At 72.6% G+C, this 18,884-nt stretch carries 14 protein-coding genes, 1 tRNA gene and 2 pseudogenes; 11 read left to right on the top strand and 6 right to left on the bottom strand.

Going from position 1 to position 18,884, the window contains the following annotated elements; all coding sequences use genetic code 11:
* Positions 1–62: 62 nt before the first annotated feature.
* A tRNA-Arg gene (locus BM536_RS12290) sits at positions 63–135 on the bottom strand.
* A 321-nt stretch (positions 136–456) separates the two neighbouring features.
* On the opposite strand from BM536_RS12290, the gene BM536_RS12285 reads away from it, so the two are divergent.
* The 9 genes and pseudogenes from BM536_RS12285 (at position 457) to BM536_RS12245 (ending at position 11,547) form a co-directional block, all read left to right on the top strand.
* Positions 457–2,064: a dynamin family protein gene (locus BM536_RS12285; protein ID WP_073498655.1), complete on the top strand. Its 1,608-nt coding sequence runs from the start codon at positions 457–459 to the stop codon at positions 2,062–2,064.
* Positions 2,065–3,220: 1,156 nt separating this feature from the next.
* Positions 3,221–4,948, top strand: coding sequence for a YfjP family GTPase (locus BM536_RS12280; RefSeq protein ID WP_425444625.1), 1,728 nt, complete (start codon positions 3,221–3,223; stop codon positions 4,946–4,948).
* A 307-nt stretch (positions 4,949–5,255) separates the two neighbouring features.
* Positions 5,256–5,732, top strand: a complete 477-nt coding sequence (locus BM536_RS12275) for a single-stranded DNA-binding protein (RefSeq protein ID WP_073498692.1) — start codon at positions 5,256–5,258, stop codon at positions 5,730–5,732.
* Between the two features lie 261 nt (positions 5,733–5,993).
* A pseudogene (locus BM536_RS12270) lies at positions 5,994–7,408 on the top strand (Cys-Gln thioester bond-forming surface protein).
* Positions 7,409–7,593: 185 nt separating this feature from the next.
* Positions 7,594–8,022 carry a VOC family protein gene (locus tag BM536_RS12265; protein ID WP_073498688.1) on the top strand — a complete coding sequence of 143 codons (429 nt, stop codon included), beginning with the start codon at positions 7,594–7,596 and terminating at the stop codon, positions 8,020–8,022.
* A 65-nt stretch (positions 8,023–8,087) separates the two neighbouring features.
* Positions 8,088–8,390 carry a hypothetical protein gene (locus BM536_RS12260; RefSeq protein WP_073498686.1) on the top strand — a complete coding sequence of 101 codons (303 nt, stop codon included), beginning with the start codon at positions 8,088–8,090 and terminating at the stop codon, positions 8,388–8,390.
* Positions 8,391–8,791: 401 nt separating this feature from the next.
* Positions 8,792–10,456 carry an energy-dependent translational throttle protein EttA gene (gene ettA / locus BM536_RS12255; protein ID WP_073498684.1) on the top strand — a complete coding sequence of 555 codons (1,665 nt, stop codon included), beginning with the start codon at positions 8,792–8,794 and terminating at the stop codon, positions 10,454–10,456.
* A 6-nt stretch (positions 10,457–10,462) separates the two neighbouring features.
* Positions 10,463–10,873 carry an acyl-CoA thioesterase gene (locus tag BM536_RS12250; protein ID WP_073498682.1) on the top strand — a complete coding sequence of 137 codons (411 nt, stop codon included), beginning with the start codon at positions 10,463–10,465 and terminating at the stop codon, positions 10,871–10,873.
* Positions 10,870–11,547, top strand: coding sequence for a DUF8185 domain-containing protein (locus BM536_RS12245; RefSeq protein ID WP_094102922.1), 678 nt, complete (start codon positions 10,870–10,872; stop codon positions 11,545–11,547). The genes BM536_RS12250 and BM536_RS12245 overlap by 4 nt, the downstream gene beginning before the upstream one ends.
* A gap of 36 nt (positions 11,548–11,583) precedes the next feature.
* Here BM536_RS12245 and BM536_RS12240 read toward each other — a convergent pair whose 3' ends face one another.
* Entirely contained in the window at positions 11,584–11,988 is a 405-nt protein-coding gene (locus tag BM536_RS12240; protein ID WP_073498680.1) for a globin, read from the bottom strand.
* A gap of 6 nt (positions 11,989–11,994) precedes the next feature.
* Here BM536_RS12240 and BM536_RS44810 point away from each other — a divergent pair.
* Both BM536_RS44810 and BM536_RS44805 read left to right on the top strand, forming a co-directional pair.
* Positions 11,995–12,683 (top strand): annotated as a pseudogene (locus tag BM536_RS44810) (methyltransferase domain-containing protein); the annotation flags it as partial.
* Complete coding sequence (locus tag BM536_RS44805) at positions 12,684–13,106, top strand: hypothetical protein (RefSeq protein WP_425444645.1); 423 nt, start codon at positions 12,684–12,686, stop codon at positions 13,104–13,106. It begins immediately after the preceding pseudogene.
* On the opposite strand, the gene BM536_RS12230 is transcribed toward BM536_RS44805, so the two are convergent.
* The 4 genes from BM536_RS12230 to BM536_RS12215 all read right to left on the bottom strand — a co-directional run.
* Positions 13,103–14,929, bottom strand: coding sequence for an FHA domain-containing protein (locus BM536_RS12230; protein WP_094102921.1), 1,827 nt, complete (start codon positions 14,927–14,929; stop codon positions 13,103–13,105). The two genes, BM536_RS44805 and BM536_RS12230, sit on opposite strands and share 4 nt — an antisense overlap.
* Before the next feature lie 48 nt (positions 14,930–14,977).
* Positions 14,978–16,324, bottom strand: a complete 1,347-nt coding sequence (locus BM536_RS12225) for a vWA domain-containing protein (protein WP_073500117.1) — start codon at positions 16,322–16,324, stop codon at positions 14,978–14,980.
* A 228-nt stretch (positions 16,325–16,552) separates the two neighbouring features.
* Positions 16,553–17,899 (bottom strand): PP2C family protein-serine/threonine phosphatase, encoded by a 1,347-nt coding sequence (locus BM536_RS12220; protein ID WP_425444624.1) that lies wholly within the window; start codon positions 17,897–17,899, stop codon positions 16,553–16,555.
* Positions 17,900–18,884 (bottom strand): tetratricopeptide repeat protein (locus BM536_RS12215; RefSeq protein WP_143650929.1); only part of this gene is annotated, 985 nt, incomplete at its 5' end. It lies immediately after the preceding gene.

The following is an 18,884-nucleotide window of genomic DNA, read 5'->3' as shown; positions in this document are numbered from 1 at the left end:
CGCGGCGCGTAAACACGCCGTGACCAGCAAAAATGCCCTCCCAAGGGGAGGGCGGAGACTTGCGCCCCCGGCAGGACTCGAACCTGCGGCCAAGCGCTTAGAAGGCGCCTGCTCTATCCACTGAGCTACGGGGGCCGGGTGTGGTGGCCTCGTACCTGGTGCCCTGGTGTGGGCTGATCCGTGACGTTGCCGGGGACAAGGATAGGGCTCCCGGTTCCTTGTCCTGAGCGCTTCGCCTCCGTGGCTCAATGTGGAGGTTCGGTGAAGCGGTCCTGATAATCGCAGGCAGGTACGAATTGTGCACCGCTTTTGGTGCCCGGAGCGCCGGGTGTTGTGCACTCGTTATGCCTGCGCTGCGCCTCTGTCCCAGTCGCGGCTTCCATCCCTTCTGTCCTATCGGCGCGCAGGCATGCCTATATGCTTCATAAATCCCCTGAAATTGGGCATTCTTCGCATGTGGTGACCTTGGACGTACGGCCTCAGCTGCTCGACGCACTCTCCGCCCTGCGCGACCGTGTCGCCGCCGCACGCTTTCCGCTGCCCCTGGCGGGGGCGCCACGCGCGCGTGCCAACCGCGACGAACTCCTCGCCCAGCTCGACGACTATCTGGTGCCCCGGCTGAGACAGCCCGAAGCGCCTTTGCTGGCCGTGGTGGGCGGTTCCACCGGCGCCGGCAAGTCGACCCTCGTCAACTCCCTCGTGGGGCGGCGGGTCAGCGAGGCGGGCGTGTTGCGGCCGACGACCAGGACGCCGGTGCTGGTGTGCCACCCGGAGGACCATCACTGGTTCAGCGGCATGCGCGTACTGCCCGACCTCACGCGCGTGTGGGTGCCCCATCAGGAGCCCGCGGAAGACCTGTTGCTGCCAGGCGAGGACGGCAGACGCCTCCTGCGCATCGAGACCGCGGAGACCCTTCCGCCCGGACTCGCCCTCCTGGACGCGCCCGACGTCGACTCCCTGGTCGCCGACAACCGCGTCCTGGCCGCCGAACTCATCTGCGCCGCCGACATCTGGGTGATGGTCACCACGGCCGCACGGTACGCCGACGCCGTGCCCTGGCACCTCCTGCGCACCGCCAAGGAGTACGACGCGACGCTCGTGAGCGTCCTCGACCGCGTACCCCACCAGGTCGTCTCCGAGGTCTCCCGGCAGTACGGCGCCCTGCTCACCAAGGCAGGACTGGGTCACGTACCGCGCTTCACCGTGCCCGAACTCCCCGAGTCCGCCTGGGGTGGGGGCTTGCTTCCGGCCACCGCCGTGGCACCGCTGCGAGCCTGGCTCGTCCAGCACGCGCAGGACCTCGCCGCCCGCCACGACGCGATGGCCCGCACGGCGTACGGCGTCCTCGACTCGCTCAAGTCCCGGATGCCCGAACTGGCCGGCGCCGCCGCCGCTCAGTACGCCGCCGCTCTACGGCTCACCTCGGCCGTCGACGGGGCCTACGACAGCGAGTACGCGCGCGTGCGGGGCCGGTTGCAGAGCGGCGCCGTGCTCGCCGGTGACGCCCTCAAGCGCTGGCGGGCCTTTCCGCTGGACTGCACCTCCGGGGAACTGCTCGACGCCCTCGTGGAGAGCCTGGCCGCGCTGCTGCTGTGCGCCGTCACCGCTGCCGACGAACGCGTCGACGAGGCATGGCGTCGTGAACCGGCCGCAGCCGCCCCGGAACTGCTCGACCGCGACCACTCCCCGGAGACCGTCGAACACCGCATCGGCATCGCCGTACGGCGCTGGCGGCGCGAGTTGGAGGAGTACGCCGAGGACGAGGTGCGCGACGTCGAACGTGGCGCCGCACCCGACCCGGAACTCGTCGCGGCCCTCGTCGCCACCGTCCTGCTGGGTGGCCGCAGGGCCCGTTCGGCGGGCGAGGGGCTCGCCGAACGGATCGGCGCCCGTGGCGCGCTGCGGCTGCGCGACCGGGCCGGACGGCTGCTCACCGAGCACCTCGACCGCGTCATGCACAACGAACGCGAACGCCGGCTCGCCCCGCTCGACGGACTCGACGTCCACGCCGAACCCCAGGCCGAACTCATCGCCGCGCTGTCCGTCCTACAGAAGGAGAGGTGACCGGTGACCGCCGTCACGAATCAGGACCACACCGACCACACCGACCGAGCGGAGCGAGCGGATCACGCGGATCGAGCGGATCAAGGAGGTCAAGGGGATCACACGGAGGGTGGCGGGCAGGCGGGGGAGGGGGCCCACGGCGATCACCGGGGCCAAAGCGCCCAGAAAGACTTGGAGGACCTGGGGGGCGTGGGGGGCCCGAGGGACTGTGGGCCCGAGGGACTGTGGGGACGCGGGGGACAGTGGGGACGTGGGGGACCTGGGGAATCAGCCCGGCGATCGGGCTCAGGGCACGGAGCGCGCCTCGGCGGGCGCCGGGGGAGAGGCCCAGGGGCCCGGTGAGAGCCCGGAAGGTGCCCGCGGCGGCGAGGACGGAGACCGTGGTTCTCCGGGCGGTCGGGAGGAGGACGGTCGGGAGGAGGACGGTCGGGGCGCCGATCGGGACGTGCAGGCGGGCGGGACGGATCGCGTCACGCGCGTGACGGACGTCAACGGGTCTGCGCGGGTGACCGACGTCGACGGGTCCGCGCGGGTGACCGATGTCGACAGGTCCGCGCGGGTGACCGACGTCAACGGTTTCGCGCGCCTGGCTGACGCCGATCGAGTCGCTCCTGTGGCTGAAGTGCAGCGTCCCACGCGCGTGGATGAGGGCGGGCTTCTCGCCCCCGTGCGCGAGGGTGCCTTGTCCCCGTACAAGGCCGAAGGCGGCGGTTCAGGGAAGGTGGTGGAGGGCGGCTCCTCCACGCCCGTCGGCGGGGACGAGCGCCCGGCGCGTACGCGCGCGACCGACGAGTCCGCGCGTGGTCGGTCGAAGGCCACGGCCGAGCCGCACGCGCGCGAGCGAGAGGGCGACACACCTACGCGCGTGCCGGAGACGGATCGGCCTGCCCGTCCGCCGGAGGGCGACGAGTCTCCGCGTGGCCGGTCGAAGGCCGCCGCCGAGCCGCACGCGCGTGTGCGAGAGAGCGACCCTCCCGCGCAGGTGCGGGACAAGAAGCGCCCTGCACCTGTGCCTGACGGAGACCGCCCTGCGCGCATGCCCAGCACCGACCGTTCTGCATGCCTGCCCGCCCCCGACCGCCCCGCCCGTCCGCCGGAGGCAACAGCTTTCGCGCGTGGTCGTGACGGGCGCGGGAGGGACGGTGACGGTCAGTCCGTGCACGAGGAGCCCGGTTCCGGTGAACCCTGGGGCGACGGTCTCATCGCGCGTCGCGTGAACGAGGCCACCGCCGCCGAGCAGGCCGCCGCGGCCCTGGAGGTCCGGTCCGGCGGTTCCCAGACGGCGGCTCCGCTCGCCTACGAGGGTGCCCTGCGCTCCCGACTCGACGCGCTGCGCGAGCTGGTCGGGCTCTCACGTACCCGGCTCGACAGCAGGACGCTCTCCGAGGCGGGGCGCGTTCTCGACGAGGCGGCGGCCCGGCGCAGGCTCTCCGGGCAGCACACCGTCGTCGCGATCGCGGGGGCCACCGGCAGCGGCAAGTCCCAGTTGTTCAACGCCCTCGCCGGGGTGACCATCTCGGAGACGGGCGTACGACGGCCGACCACCGCCGCGCCGATCGCGTGCAGTTGGAGCGACGGCGCCGCGGGTCTGATCGACCGGCTCGGCATCCCGGGCCGGCTGCGCCGCCGCCCGGTGCAGAGCGCGGACGCGGAGGCCCAATTGCGCGGGCTCGTCCTGGTCGACCTGCCCGACCACGACTCGGCCGCCGTGCAGCACCGCGAGCAGGTCGACCGTGTGCTGGCCCTCGTGGACGCCGTCATCTGGGTCGTCGACCCCGAGAAGTACGCCGACGCCATGCTCCACGAGCGCTATCTGCGGCCCATGGCGGGCCACGCGGAGGTCATGTTCGTCGTGCTCAACCAGGTCGACCGACTGCCGGGCGAGGCCGCCGAGATGGTCCTCGACGACCTGCGGCGACTGCTGGACGAGGACGGCGTCGCCCTCGGTGAGTACGGCGAACCGGGCGCGACCGTCCTCGCGCTGTCCGCGCTCACCGGCGACGGTGTCGGGGAACTGCGGGAGCTGCTCGGCCAGTTCGTCGCGGAGCGCGGCGCCGCCGCGCGGCGCATCACGGCCGATGTGGACGCCGCCGGATGGCGGCTGCGGTCCGTCTACGCGACGGAGCGGCGCACCGGACTGAGCGAGGAGGCGCGGGACGAGTTCGCCGCCCGGCTCGCGGACGCGGTGGGCGCCACCGCCGCGGGCGAGGCCGCCGAACGCGCCTGGCTGCGCAACGCCAACCGCGCGTGCGGGACGCCGTGGCTGCGGCTGTGGAGGTGGTACGAGGACCGCCGGGAACCCTCCACCGGCCGGGTGCCCGTCCGCTCGCAGGCCGACGAGGAGGCCACGGCCCGCCAGCGCGTGGAGCAGGCGGTGCGCACGGTGTCCGAGCGGGCCTCGGCGGGCCTGCCCGCGCCGTGGGCGCAGGCGGTGCGTGAGGCGGCCGTACGCGGTGCGCAAGGGTTGGCCGAGGCGCTGGACGAGCTGACCGCGCGGGCCGGGGCGCCGGAGGGGCGCCCGCCGCGACCGGGATGGTGGCCGGTGGCCGTGCTGGCACAGGCGTCCATGACGGTTCTCCAGGTCCTCGGCGGGCTGTGGCTGGCCGGCCAGATCGCCGGAGTCATGTCGCCGAACCTGGGCGTGCCGGTGCTGCTGATGGTGGTCGGCATCATCGGCGGCCCGCTGGTGGAGTGGAGCAGCCGGCTGGCCGCCCGCGGCCCCGCGCGCAGATACGGCCAGGACGCGGAACGGCGCCTGCGGGAGGCGGCCGCCGGGTGCGGCAGAGCGAGGGTCCTGGATCCCGTGGCCGCCGAGTTGCTGCGGTACCGGGAGGTACGGGAGCAGTACGGGCGGGTGATGGGCGTGGAGGCGCTGGCGAGGTGAGAGCGGCACCTGTGGACGCGTGCCGGGCGGTGATCCGGGTCGGTGCGAGACCGGACCGGTCTCCCTCGTCCGGGTGACGGGGTTTTCCACAGGCGGGCGGTGATCCACAGGGCGCGGCGGGCTCGGCCCGGCGGAGGCAGTCTGGTTCTGCGGCGATCGCGGCGGACGCGGTCGTGGCGACGGTGGCGGTGAGCGGCTCGGGGCGGATGCCTCACGGCCGCGACCGCCCCGGCAGACGCAGCCGTGCGGGGCGGGCCCGTACGCGTATCCGCCGGGCGTGAGCGTCCGGGTGAGGAAGGGGTTCTCGATGAACGAGACGATGGTCTGTGCGGTGGGCAACGTGGCGACGCAGCCGGTGTACCGGGAGTTGTCGGCGGGGCCGTCGGCGAGGTTCCGGCTGGCGGTGACCGCGCGCTACTGGGACCGGGAGAAGAGCACCTGGACCGACGGTCACACCAACTTCTTCACGGTGTGGGCCAACCGGCAGCTGGCGACCAACGTGGTGGCGTCGCTGAACGTGGGCGAAGCCGTGATCGTGCAGGGCCGGCTGAAGGTGCGCGCGGAAGCGCGCGAGGGACAGAACTGGACATCGGCCGACATCGACGCGGTGGCGATCGGCCATGACCTCGCCCGCGGCACCTCGGCCTTCCGCCGCGCGGCCAGGCCCGATACGGCCGCGGCGGTCGGCGTGCCGACGCAGCCGGAGCCCGACTGGGAGACCCCGGCGGGGCATCCCGGGGAGCCGGAATCGGCGCGGCGGCGCGAGCCGGCCGCTGTGACGTGATGTCAGGGAGCGTTCCGGTCTGACCGATCGACGGCTTATCGACGGGTACACCCTGAAGTGGCTGGTGGATTTGTCGATAAGCCCTGCTCGCAGGCGATCTTGGGGATAACGATTCCGAGTCGGATCAGCCATCGGGCGACCTGACCGGGAAGGCCGGTGCGCCCGCCTCTCTAGGATGCCGAACGTGGCTCACGGGGCTTCTGATTCTGCTGGTGGGACCCATCCCCCCACGACAACGGGTCCTGCTGGAAGGGGAATTACGTGATTTCTTCGTTCTCCGCGCCGTTCGCGCGCGGACGGGGCGTGGTCCGCCTCGCGGCGGGGGCGCTGGTGTCCGGACTCGTCGTCGCCGGTGTCCTCGTCTCCGCGGGCACGGCCGTCGCCGACACCGCGGCGCAGACGCAGGGCGGAGCGACGGCGACGATAGGCGGCCTCAAGACGTACGGTGCCGCCGTGCTCCACGACGAGAGCGGGGACCAGGAGGTCTCGGCCGGCCTGTTCGAGATGTCCGTCGACGGCGGCGGCACCCTGCACACCTACTGCGTCGACCTCCACAACCCCACGCAGAAGGACGCCAAGTACCAGGAGACGCCCTGGAGCGGTACCTCGCTGGGCGTCAACAAGGACGCGGGCCGGATCCGCTGGATCCTTCAGAACTCCTATCCCCAGGTCAACAACCTGGCCGCGCTGGCGAAGAAGGCCGGTATCGCCGGGGGCGGCCTCACTCAGCAGGACGCGGCGGCCGGCACGCAGGTGGCGATCTGGCGCTACTCGGACGGCGCGGAGGTCGACGCCGTCGACCCGCAGGCCGAACGGCTCGCGGACTACCTCCACAAGGCCGCCCGTGCCGTGGGGGAACCCCAGGCCTCGCTGACCCTCGACGGCCCCGCCGTCTCCGGCCACCCCGGCGAACTGCTCGGGCCGGTCACCGTCCGGACCGGCGCGAGCGCCGTGACGGTGACACCGCCGCTGAACGCGGCGACCACCGGCGTACGGATCGTCGGCAAGGACGGCGAGCCCGTCACCTCCGCGCGGACGGCAGCGAGCTGTTCTTCGACGTACCCGCCGGCACCGCCGCCGGGGCCGCCGAGCTGACCGTCCAGGCCTCCACCACCGTCCCCGTCGGCCGCGCCTTCACCTCCGGGAGCCGCAGCCAGACACAGATCCTGGCCGGCTCCAGCGAGTCGACCGTCTCCGCGACGGCGTCCGCGACCTGGGCCGAGGCGGGCGCCATCCCGGCCCTCTCCGCGGCGAAGAACTGCCCGAAGAACGGCGTCGACATCACCGCGTCCAACCAGGGCGACCAGGCCTTCACCTTCGAGCTGATGGGCGTGCGGCACAGCATCCCCGCCGGCACGTCCCGCACGGTGACGATCCCCCTCCAGGAGGATCAGGCCTACGACTTCACGATCACCGGTCCGCAGGGCACCCAGAGCCGCTTCACCGGCGTCCTCGACTGCCGGACCAGAGCCGACGAGACCGGCCTGACCACCCAGACGCTCGCCGAACCCAGCCCTGCCACGGTGGGCGGCACCGCCTCCTCGGGCACCGACCTCGCCGAGACCGGCGGCTCCGACGCCACCCCCCTGATCGCCGGTACCGCGATCGGTCTGGTCGTCATCGGCGGCACGGTCCTGCTGCTCGTGGGCCGCAAGGAGAACAGGGCGCAGGGCTGAGACAGCCGCCGCGGCGCACCACGGGGGACGGCGACGCCCGGCCTGCTGGGCGCGGCCGGGCGGGGACGAGTGAGGGACCCAGGAGCCGACGGGATCTGGCTCATCACCGGCGGCCGTCACCCCTGTGCCGACGGAAACGAGTGACGCTCCTCGCCCTGCCCCGCTGCCGGGGCCAGAGTGGTCGTATGAACGCAGACGACACGAGCACCCTGGCCGGGGCACGGGTGGCGACCAGGCTCCCGGCCCAGGACCTGGACCGGGCACGCCGCTTCTACGCCGAACGACTCGGCCTGCACCCCGTCGACGAACGCCCCGGCGGACTGCTGTACCGAGGCGAGGGCGGCGCGGAGTTCGTGCTGTTCAGGTCGATGGGAGCCTCGCCCGGCACGTTCACGCAGATGGCCTTCGAGGTCGACGACATCGAGGCCGTGGTGACGGAACTGAAGCGCCGCGGCGTGGTCTTCGAGGAGGTCGACGTACCCGGCTTCCGGACCGTCGACAACATCGCCGAGATCGACGGGAACTACCCGGGCAAGGGCGCCCGAGCCGAACGCGGAGCCTGGTTCCACGACAGTGAGGGAAACCTCCTGGGCATCGGCCAGCCCCTCAGCTGACCGGGAGAGGCGCTCGGCGACCGCGGGGCTGGCGGGAAAAGGTACCTGGCCGACAGGATGGGGCTGTGCCTGAGTACACGATCAGTACACAGAGCGGCGCCGGCTGGCCCGTTCCGGCCGCCGGCGCCCTCTCCAGGCACTTGGCGCCGCGGTCGCTGCCCTACGAGATCGTGAACGACAGCGATGTGCTGGTGCTCCGCATCGCCGGGGCCACGGTCACGGTTTCCTGGGAGCTCACCGATTCCTGGTGCGTCGACATCGAGGGCTCCCCATCGGCGGAGTGGGCGGACTCGGTCGCTTCGGAGATCGCAGGGCGACTCGGTCAGGCGACCGGAGAGCGGGCCGCCTGGTACCGGGTCACGGACTGATCCGGTCCGCAGGGCCGGCGGCGCGCGGGGGACACGGTGGTCGCACCGTCGGGCCACGGCGGTGGGCGTGACCGCGGCCCGCTGCCGTCGGGCGACGGTGGTGGGCGGGACCGCGGACCGTCGCGTCGGCAGCGGCGTGGGCGTGACCGCGGACCGCCGGGTCGGTCCCCGGGGCGAAGGCGGCAGCCGGAAGGTGACCGGGTCGCCCGGCCGTCCCCGCCCGTCCGGCGTCTCCCAGGTCACTCTGCGGCGACCGGAAGTGACGGGGCAGCCGCAGCCGTCCACATCAAAGCCCCAGGTCAGACGCGCCCCGGCAATCGGGTTTCCCCCCAGGGGTAGCAGTCCGGCAAGATGGGGTGTATCTGCCCACTGCCAGAATTCAAGCTGCCGGACGGTTTCTCTTGGCTGAGTACATCTACACCATGCGCAAGACGCGTAAGGCTCACGGCGACAAGGTCATCCTTGACGACGTGACGCTGAGCTTCCTGCCCGGCGCGAAGATCGGTGTGGTCGGTCCTAACGGTGCCGGTAAGTCCACCGTTCTCAAGATCATGGCCGGACTGGAGCAGCCGTCCAACGGCGATGCGTTCCTGTCGCCCGGCTACTCCGTCGGCATGCTGCTGCAGGAGCCGCCGCTCGACGAGTCCAAGACGGTCCTGGAGAACGTGCAGGACGGCGCCTCCGAGATCATGGGCAAGCTCAAGCGCTTCAACGAGGTCGCCGAGCTGATGGCGACCGACTACTCGGACGCGCTCATGGAGGAGATGGGCAAGCTCCAGGACGACCTGGACCACGCCAACGCGTGGGACCTGGACGCCCAGCTGGAGCAGGCCATGGACGCCCTGGGCTGCCCGCCCGGCGACTGGCCGGTCACCAACCTCTCCGGTGGCGAGAAGCGCCGCGTCGCGCTGTGCAAGCTGCTGATCGAGGCCCCCGACCTGCTGCTGCTCGACGAGCCCACCAACCACCTGGACGCCGAGTCCGTGCAGTGGCTGGAGCAGCACCTCGCGAAGTACGCCGGCACCGTCGTCGCCGTCACCCACGACAGGTACTTCCTGGACAACGTGGCCGGCTGGATCCTCGAACTCGACCGCGGCCGCGCCATCGGCTACGAGGGCAACTACTCCACCTACCTGGAGTCCAAGGCCTCCCGCCTCAAGGTCGAGGGCCAGAAGGACGCCAAGCGGGCGAAGCGCCTCAAGGAGGAGCTGGAGTGGGTGCGGTCGAACGCCAAGGGGCGTCAGGCCAAGTCCAAGGCGCGTCTGGCGCGCTACGAGGAGATGGCCGCCGAGGCCGACAAGATGCGGAAGCTGGACTTCGAGGAGATCCAGATCCCGCCGGGCCCGCGCCTGGGCAGTGTCGTCGTCGAGGTCAGCAACCTCAGCAAGGCCTTCGGCGAGAAGGTCCTCATCGACGACCTCTCCTTCACGCTGCCGCGTAACGGCATCGTCGGTGTCATCGGCCCCAACGGCGCCGGCAAGACCACCCTCTTCAAGATGATCCAGGGCCTGGAGGAGCCGGACTCCGGCGCGATCCGGGTCGGCGACACCGTGAAGATCTCGTACGTCGACCAGAGCCGCGAGAACATCGACCCGAAGAAGTCGCTGTGGGAGGTCGTCTCCGACGGCCTCGACTACATCAACGTCGGACAGGTCGAGATGCCGTCGCGGGCGTACGTCTCCGCCTTCGGCTTCAAGGGCCCGGACCAGCAGAAGCCCTCCGGAGTCCTCTCCGGCGGTGAGCGCAACCGCCTGAACCTCGCGCTCACCCTCAAGCAGGGCGGCAACCTGCTGCTCCTCGACGAACCGACCAACGACCTCGACGTGGAGACTCTGTCCTCCCTCGAGAACGCGCTGCTCGAGTTCCCGGGCGCGGCTGTGGTCGTCTCCCACGACCGGTGGTTCCTGGACCGGGTGGCCACGCACATCCTCGCCTACGAGGGCGAGTCCAAGTGGTTCTGGTTCGAGGGCAACTACGAGTCGTACGAGAAGAACAAGATCGAGCGTCTCGGTGCGGAGGCGGCCCGTCCGCACCGCGCCACCTACAAGAAGCTGACCCGGGGCTGATCTTTCTTGCGGCACATCTACCGCTGCCCGCTGCGCTGGGCGGACATGGACGCGTACGGCCACGTCAACAACGTGGTGTTCCTCCGTTACCTGGAGGAGGCCCGTATCGACTTCCTGTTCCGCCCGGAGAAGGACTTCAAGCAGGGGTCCGTGGTGGCGCGCCACGAGATCGACTACAAGCGGCAGCTCGTCCACCGGCACACGCCGGTCGACATCGAACTGTGGATCACGCAGATACGCGCCGCGTCCTTCACCATCTCCTACGAGGTGAAGGACGGCGACCAGGTCTACGTCAGCGCCTCGACGGTCATCGTGCCGTTCGACTTCGCGGCACAGCGACCGCGCCGGCTCACCGACGAGGAACGTGAGTTCCTCGAGGAGTACCGGGACGACGACAAGGAGGCCGTCGCCGCATGACGGTGCTCCACCTCGCCGACGAGGGGGAGGCGGCGGATCTCGCCGCCTTCCTCTCCCGGCTGCTTCACTACGACCGTGGGGCGGCGGTCCGGCTCCAGGCGGCCGGCACCGCGCTGGCCGTCTTCGGACGGCCGCCGTCCTTCGAGGTCCTCGCGATCCGGGCGGTCCGGCTGGCGAAACCGTACGAGAACGGCCTCGACGTCACGCTGGACGCGACCGTGTCCGCCGGGGAGCTGCTGGAGAGCGTCGACGAGGCGGCGGCCACGGCCGCCGTGCCGGCCGCGGTCACCGGGCCGCCCTGGGCGGGCGTACTGCCGCCACGCGGCGGCTGGCAGCCGCAGGTGGGTCTTCCGGCGCCGGACGCCTTGCGCGCGATGGTCGGCGCGGCGGTCGCCGAGTTCCGCCGCCGCATGGAGGAGCTGCCGGACGAGGGGCGTACCCGCGCCGAACTCGACCGGATCGGGCGGGACATCTGGTCCCGGACGGTCGGGGAAACCGGCCTGCCCGTGCGGTCCGTGCACGCGGCCCAGTCGCTGGGCTTCCTGCGGCCGGCCACCGCACCCCGCGACGTCGGCCTGTTCGCCTCGGGGGCGTGGCTGCGGCTGCGGACCCCGTACGGCTCGATCGCCGTACGCCGGGCAGGACTCGGCGGCCTGGGCCTCAGCGTGCGCTGAGCGGCCGTACGCCCCCTCGGGCCGCCGTACGCCGGGTCATTCCGGGGTGTTGAGCATGGACGCCGCCGCGTACGTCAGGTAGTTCCACAGCGTCTCCTCGTGCTCCTCGGAGAGTTCCAGCTCGTCCACCGCGTCCCGCATGTGCTTCAACCAGGCGTCGTGCGCGGCCCGGTCCACGGTGAAGGGCGCGTGCCGCATCCGCAGGCGGGGATGGCCGCGGTTCTCGCTGTACGTCGTGGGGCCACCCCAGTACTGGATCAGGAACAGCCTGAGCCGGTCCTCGGCCGGGCCCAGGTCCTCCTCGGGGTACATGGGCCGCAGGACCGGGTCCCCGGCGACTCCCGCGTAGAAACGGTGGACCAGCCGGCGGAAGGTGTCCTCCCCGCCGACCTGCTCGTAGAAGGTCTGCTCCTGAAGCGTGCCGCGCCGAATCTCTTTCACGCTCCCATGGTCTCAGACCGGGGGACCGAGGACTCCAGGCTTAGGACCTCCGGGGTCCGAGCCCCTCGGGCAGTCGCCTCCCGAGCCCGGCCGCCGCACAGTGGACGTATGACAGCGCATGCGCTCGGCAGGGAGTTGGAGCAGCTCGCCGTCTCCGGGCGGGCGGCGTTGGTGCGGGAGATCGAGGCGAGCGGCGCCTTCGCCGCCGACCCGGTGTGGCGGGAGGCCTTCGCCACCGTTCCGCGTCATCTCTTCGTGCCCTACTACTACGTCGGCGGCGCGCGCGGGTACGAGCGGTGCTGGGGCGGGAGTCCTGATCCGCGGGCCCGTGAGCGCTGGTTGCGCGGTGCGTACGAGGATGTGCCGCTCGCCACCCGGCTGCGGGACGGGGAACTGCTCTCCTCCAGCAGCCAGCCCTCGCTGATGGCGGAGATGCTGGCCGAGCTGCGGGTGCGCGACGGCGACCGGGTGCTGGAGGTCGGCGCGGGCACGGGTTACAACGCGGCGCTGCTGTCGTACCGGCTCGGGGACGAGCGGGTCGTCACCGTGGACCTCGATCCGGAGATCACCGAGTCCGCCCGGCGGCATCTCGCCGACGCCGGATACCGTCCGACCGTCGTCACCGGCGACGCGCCCGCGGGGTCCCCGAACGCGCCCCCTTCGACCGGATCGTCGCGACCTGCGAGCTGGCGTCGGTGCCGCGGGCCTGGGTCGCCCAGTGCCGTCCCGGCGCCCGCATCCTGAGCCCGCTCGCCACCGGACTGCTCGCGCTGACGGTCGGAGACGCCGGGCAGGCCGAGGGGAACTTCCTGCACACCCCCGCCTACTTCGTCCCGCTGCGCGGTACGGACCGGCGCGCGCCCGAGCCGGTCGCCCTCGGCGGGGTGCCGCCGAGGGCCAGGGAGAACGAGCTGTTCCGCTTCCTGCTGGCCCTCACCCGCGACACCCTCGACCCGCAGGAGGCGTACGCGCTGTGGGAACGCGAGGGCAGGCCCGGACGGGGCCGGTACGGCGTCACCGTCGGCGGCGAGCAGACGTGGGCCTGGCTGGACGACCCGGAGGGACCGTACGCCTGGCCCCTGCCGGGTTCGTCGGGACCCGGTCTCGTCGGTACCTAGCCCTGGCCCCGGCCCTGGCCCCGCCGGACCGTGATCGTCGTCCAGGCGCCGACGTGGACCCGGTCGCCGTCCTGGAGCGGCACGGGCACGAAGGGCTGGATCGGCTCGTCGGAGCCGTTGACCGTGGTGCCGTTCGTCGAGTTCTGGTCGACGACCGCCCAGCTGCCGTCGGGCTGTTGGACCAGCACCGCGTGCTGGTGCGAGACGCCCGGGTCCTCCGGCGGCACCGACAGGTCGATGTCGGGGGTCTCGCCCGTGGAGTGCCGGCGGCGGCCGATGGTGATCTGGTTGCCGCTGAGCGTGCGCTGCTGCTCCGGGGAGTACGCGGGCAGGTTCAAACCCGCTGCCTCCGGTCCCGAGCGGTGCATCATCGCCATGAAGTACTCGCGGTCCGGGCCTATCGTCGCCGTCCAGGTCGCCGGCTGCTGCGGGAACGCCGGGCCGGGCGGGGGCTGGTTGCCACCGGGCTGGGGGTAGCCGTAACCGCCGCCCTGGTTGTTGCCACCGGGACCACCGGGACCGCCGGGGCCGCCGGGACCACCGGTGTGGGACGGCGGGGAGAGGACCCAGTCCTCGTCACCGCCGCCGAAGGGCGGGCCGGGCTGCTGCTGCGGCCGGCCGGTCTCCTGCGGGTAGCCGGACGGGGCCTGCGGGCCGGACGGCTGGAAGGCCTGCGGGGCGCGGTGACTACCGGGACCACCAGGCCCAGCATGACCACCAGGCCCAGCATGACCACCAGGGCCACCAGGGCCACCAGGGCCACCAGGGCCACCAGGCCCAGCATGACCACCACCAGGGCCACCAGGGCCACCAGGGCCACCAGGCCCAGCATGACCACCGGGGCCACCAGGCCCAGCATGACCACCGGGGCCACCAGGCCCAGCATGACCACCGGGACCGCCATGACCCACGCCGGGCCGGGGATCCTGGCGGGACGGGTCGGGGCCGTAGCCACCCCGACCGCCCGGGCCACCCTGACCGCCCGGGCCGGAGGGCTCGCGTGCGAAGGGGTCGGCGGACGGGTTCGCGGGGCCGGGGCCGCGTTGCCCGAAGGGGTCGCCGGGGGCGCCGGACGGGTCACGCCCGTAGGAGCCCGCGGGAGATCCGCCACCGGGGCCCGAGGGGCCACCTGCCGTGCCGCCGGGTCCGTGGGGACCACCGGGGGGACCACCGAACGGCCGACCGCCGCCCTGCCCGCCGGGACCGCCCTGCCCGCCGGGACCGCCCTGCTCACGCCCGAAGGGGCGGCCGCCCCCCTGGCCCTGACCTTGCCCCTGACCCTGACCTTGCCCCTGACCCGGAGGCCGGGACGGGTCGCCGAACGGCGGGATCGGCTCGGCGGGACGATTCACCTGGGACGGACGGGAGCCCTGGTACTCGTAGGAGTCGCCGCCGCCGAAGGACGGGGGCGGCGGCTGGAACCGCGCGTCCGGACCGCCTCCGGGACCACCTGGACCACCTGGACCACCCGGGCCGCCGGGACCACCCGGGCCGCCGGGTCCCGGCGTGCGCGGGGCGGCCGGGGTGTACGAGGTCGCCGTGTTGGTCAGGAAGTTCCACCGGCACTCCTCGCAGAACGGCGCGCCGCCCTCACGGGGCGTGCGGCACTGCGGGCACAGCTCCGGTTCGGCGTTCGGCACCGCGGACAGGTGTCGGTTGTCGGGACGGCCGCCGGCGCCGGGCGGGGGTGGCGGGAAGCCGTACCCCCCGCCGGCCGGGGGCGGCGGGGGAGGGGGCGGAGGTACGGCACCGGCCATGCGGTGACCGCAGACCTCGCACCAGTCGTCGGAACCCGACTGGTGTCCGTTCGGGCAGGTCGGCATGTCGGCGCGTCCCCCTTTCCTTCGGTGTCCCAATGGCGTTCTGCTAGGTCACTTCTTTACACGAACAGTCTTTGTGGACCTGGTCTCGAGGGTCATCTCGTCGGCCTCCGCGACCTTCGCCTTCAATCTGACAGTACCTGTCGGGGCGTCGACCACGTCCACCACCTTCGCAAGCAGTTTCGCAGTATCCGCGTTGCCGGACGCGCTCGCCAGCTGAACGGCCCGGCCCAGTTTGGCCGTTGCTCCATCCATATCGCCCGCTTTGCGAAGATCGAGCCCCTGTTGGATGACCTGTGCCAGTTCGGCCTGCCCGGTGTAGTGGGCGACCTGAGGGTTGATCGACGTCGAGGCGGCCATGTCGTCGGTCCACACGGCCCGTACGAGGCCCTGTGCACCCAGGTTCTGCACCGTGCCCCCGGGCTGCGGAATGATCAGCGAGACGCGCGCGGCCAGCATCTCCTGGCCGACGTTCGCCGCCGGGACCTCGACGCACACGTGGTAGTCACGGGACTCGTCGCCCCAGGAACCGGTGGGGTAGTCGCCGGAACGCGGCCCCGACTCGGTGCGGCGTCCGGTGAGTTCCTCGACCGTCGGCGCGACCTGCTTGACGAACTTGACGGCCGTGCCGACCGGGGTCCACAGCCGCAGGGCGACGTCCGCGACCTCCTTGCCCATGGCCGTCTCCATCATCTGCGTGAAGTCGGCGGCGAGACCGGCCGGGTCGGCGACGATGTCGGCGGTACCGAGCAGGGCGGAGGCGATCTGTGTGACTTCTTTCACTTCCCAGTCCGTGCCCACACCGCGCGCGTCACAGGTGAACCGGCCCGCGCAGGACTCCAGGGCGGCCTTGAGGTCCTCGGGCGACTCGTGTTCGTTGCGGCCGTCGGTGAGCAGGATGCCGTGCCGGATGGCGACGTCGGCGGTGGACAGCAGCCGGTCGGCCAGCCGCAGCCAGGTCCCGATGGCCGTGCCGCCGCCCGCGCTCAGCCTGCGCAACGCCTCCTTGGCCTGTCCTCGGGTGACGGAGTCGGCGACCGCGAGACGCCCGTTGCCCGGATAGACCTCCGTGGCCACGTGCGTGCCGCCGATGACCGAGAAGTGCACGCCGTCGCGGAGTGTGTCGATGGCGGCGGCCGTGGCGTCACGGGCGTTGCGCATCTTGGTCGGCGGGTAGTCCATCGAACCGGAACAGTCGACCATGATCGCCACGGCGGCGGACGGGCCGTCGCCCGGCGAGTACAGGTGCGGTGCCGCGACCGCGGTGCCGACGGTACCGCCACCGGTGGCGGTGACCGTCACGATCGCGCTGACCTCGCGGCCGCCCTCCGGCAGGTACTCGTTCTGGTAGACGTCCACCGAGAACTGCGGCACGTTCGACTTCGAGAAATTGGCCATGCCTCTTCCATCCCCCTCGGAAAACTCCCACGGCGTGTGGAGTGACGACGTGGACGGACCGGTCCCCTCCGGTCCGCCTCTGCTTCCCCGTGTACGGGCCGGTACCGGCCACCGGCCCGTACTTGCTCGCACTTGCTCGTCCTTGCCGCACCGGTTCTTGCCGTACCGGTTCTTGCCGTACCGGCCGTTGCCGTACCGGCCGGACGGTGCGCTGTCCGTGCGCGGCCTTCAGGCCGATCCTGCCCCCTGCGCGGGGGCGGGGAACGGCAGGAGGGCCACTGTTACGTTGTCGTGGCCCCCGCCGTCCAGGGCGTGACCGACGAGAACCTGGGCGGCGTGCAGCGGGCGGGCGGCGGCGTCGAGGGGGAGCGTCTCCGCCATCTCCTCCGCCCCTTCGGCGTAGTTCCACAGGCCGTCCGTGCAGACGATCACCACGCCCGGCCGGTCCGGCTTGAACGCGGCGGTGTGCGGCTCCAGTTCGTAGGCGTCGGCGCCGAGCCAGCCGGTGATCGCGTGGGCGCGCTCGTCGGCGTAGGCCTCCGCCTCGTTCATCAGGCCCGCCGAGACCATCTGGGCGGCCCAGGAGTCGTCCTCGGTGAGCCGGGCGGGCGGTGAACTCCGGTCCGCCGGGACCCAGTAGACGCGGCTGTCGCCGACCCAGCCGACGACCAGCAGGCCCGCGGTGACGATCGCGCCGACGAGGGTGCAGGCCGGGGCGTTCTGGTGCGGGGTGTGCTCGCGGGCCGTGGCCGGTTCCTCGGCGAGCGCGTTGACCGCGTGCGAGGCGGCCACGATCGCCTCGTGCATCGCCTGTTGCGGGTGGGCGCCCTGCGGCAGGGCGGCCAGCAGGGTCCGGCCGGCGGTCTGCGCAGCGGCGTACGAGGCGTCGTCGGGGCGGGTCGCGGAGGAGACGCCGTCGCAGACGATCGCGACGAGCGCGGGGCCGCCGTCGGGCAGCGCGGTGTGGCCGACGCTGAAGGAGTCCTCGTTGCGGTGGTGGCGCAGGCCCCGGTCGCTGACGGCGGCGATCGGGCCCGACTCCTGCTCCATGTGGTCGCGTTCGCGCGGCTGGGCGTGCCCGCAGTTCTCGCAGTACCCGTCGTCGTCGACGCGGCCCGCCCGGCAGGCGACACACACCTTGGCGACGGCCAGCCGCGGGTCCGGCGCCTGGAGCGGATACTCCTCCGGCTCGGCGGGCCGGTCGAACCGGACCCCGGGAGCGGGGTCGGGTGACACGGACGCGGCGGGGACCGAGGGCGGAACGGCGGGGGCCGCGGGCGGGGCCGCGGGCGGCTGCGGGCCCGCGGACAGCGGCGGACCGGCCGCGGCCGGAGCCGGAGCCGGCGGCGGCGGTGGCGGCGGACCGTCGGCACCGTGCGCGGCCGGCATCCCCGCACCGAGCGCGGCCGACACCTCAGCGCCGTTCATGGTGAGCGTCGGAGTGTCGTCCGGGCGGGGCGGTACGGCGGACAGGTCGTATCCGCACGCGCCGCAGAAACGGTCACCCGCATCGAGCGGCTCCGCGCAGCTCGGACACGTGGGCAGGGCGGCCTGCCTGGGGATCTGGGACATCAACTACACCCACGTCCGGGGGCGGTAACGATTGGCACGTTCCACCAGGTCGATCCTCTCCTCGGCACCGGTCGCCAGCCGGGCCAGCGTGCGGTACGAGCGCTCCAGTCCGAAGCGCAGCCCCCGCTCGTCCAGGTCACTGCCGAGCAACCCCCGCGGGGCGCCGGGGCCGGTGCTGCCCCGGCCACCGGAGAGTACCCAGTCCAGCGCGCAGCCGAGGACTTCGGCGGACAGCTGCTCGCGGCGCGTCGGATCCAGCCCGTAGGCGTCCAGCGCCTGGATCTGCGCCGCGGCCGCGGCGAGGTCCTCCTGGAAGGGTACGTCGGCGGCGGTCGCCGTCCGCTGCCGGAGCCGGGCGCGGACGGCCGCGACGCGGGCCGCGGTGTAGTGGATGGACGACTCCGGCACCGACTCCAGCGTGCGTACGGCGCTTCGGCGGTCGCCCGCCGCGAGCTGGACGCGCGCCAGGCCGAACGCGGCGCTCACGAAGCTCGGGTCGGTCGACCACACCAGGCGGTAGTACTCGGCGGCGTTGTCCAGCTGCCCGAGCACCTCCGCGCACAGGCCGAGGGCCAGCTTCGGCGTGGGCTCACCGGGGAAGGCGTCGTAGATAGCGTCGAAGGCGAGGGCGGCGCCCTCATGGTCGCCGGTGACGAGTGAGGCCACGCCGCGGTACCAGACGACCCGCCAGTCGTCGGGCCGTTCGCCCTCCAGCTTCGCCAGGGACATCAGGGCGGCGTCGGATTCGCCGTTCTCCAGCCAGGCGCGGATCTGCCGCAGCCGGGTCTCCACCGACGGGGCCGGCGCGGCCGCGAGGGCGGTGATCAGCTCGGCGGGCGCGGAGGCCAGCAGACCGGCCAGGAAACCGGCGTTGGGGTCGGACGGGTCGACGTGCGGGACGGGCAGCGCGAGCCCGGCGGCGGGCGCGGGGACGAGCCTGACCAGCCCGGCCGCGGGGCGCGGTCTACACCCAGGGTGACGCGGTGCC

Origin of the sequence: Streptomyces phaeoluteigriseus, from assembly GCF_001896135.2 — a bacterium.
Classification (GTDB): Bacteria; Actinomycetota; Actinomycetes; order Streptomycetales; family Streptomycetaceae; genus Streptomyces; species Streptomyces phaeoluteigriseus.
The sequence above is the reverse complement of the archived record's forward strand: the minus strand, read 5'-3'. Positions and strand labels throughout refer to the sequence as shown.

Excerpts from the sequence above, each read along its gene's own strand:
- BM536_RS12225 (WP_073500117.1), bottom strand. The coding sequence starts at position 16,324 with ATGGCCAATTTCTCGAAGTCGAACGTGCCGCAGTTCTCGGTGGACGTC.
- BM536_RS12230 (WP_094102921.1), bottom strand. The coding sequence starts at position 14,929 with ATGCCGACCTGCCCGAACGGACACCAGTCGGGTTCCGACGACTGGTGC.
- BM536_RS12275 (WP_073498692.1), top strand. The coding sequence starts at position 5,256 with ATGAACGAGACGATGGTCTGTGCGGTGGGCAACGTGGCGACGCAGCCG.
- BM536_RS12245 (WP_094102922.1), top strand. The coding sequence starts at position 10,870 with ATGACGGTGCTCCACCTCGCCGACGAGGGGGAGGCGGCGGATCTCGCC.
- BM536_RS12265 (WP_073498688.1), top strand. The coding sequence starts at position 7,594 with ATGAACGCAGACGACACGAGCACCCTGGCCGGGGCACGGGTGGCGACC.